The sequence below is a fragment of the Anoxybacillus sp. MB8 genome, assembly GCF_011006755.1.
In the GTDB taxonomy this organism is placed as follows: Bacteria; Bacillota; Bacilli; order Bacillales; family Anoxybacillaceae; genus Anoxybacillus; species Anoxybacillus gonensis.
This window is the reverse complement of sequence record NZ_RXXX01000140.1, coordinates 1-425: the sequence shown is the minus strand read 5'-3', so window position 1 is coordinate 425 and position 425 is coordinate 1. Positions and strand designations below refer to the sequence as shown.

General features: G+C 49.9%; 1 pseudogene. It reads left to right on the top strand.

The window, feature by feature from the left end:
- Nucleotides 1-198, top strand: a pseudogene (locus EKC99_RS15570) (DDE-type integrase/transposase/recombinase); the annotation flags it as partial.
- Nucleotides 199-425 lie beyond the last annotated feature (227 nt).

Sequence of the window (425 nt, the reverse complement as noted above, 5' to 3'; positions counted from 1 at the left end):
TTTGGCGCAGAAGAAGGCTCGGTTTCCTTTGTCACACTCTTTGTGGCGTATTTCAACTTCTTGCGTCCGCATAGCGCGTTAGAAAAACGGGTACCGGTCGTCATCCCAGCATTAGAGAGCCTTCCGCATATGCCGGCACGTTGGGCAAGGCTCATTGTCATGGCTCAAGAGATGTTGACCCAACAAGCTGCATCCTAAGGACGGATTCGGCGGAGCGTACCCTTGACCATCCGAACCTCGCCAAAGGTAAAATCAGGATAGGGCAAGGGCTGCTTTCCTATGCCCTTCTTTTCTGCCCTTGCCCTTACTGACCGTTTTTCTCCTTTGGCGAGTGTTGGTCAAGGGCGAATCCAATTCCACTATCCTCTTTATTTTCCTTCAACAGGTAGACCATGATGACTTTTCATAGATTTTTTGACGCTACC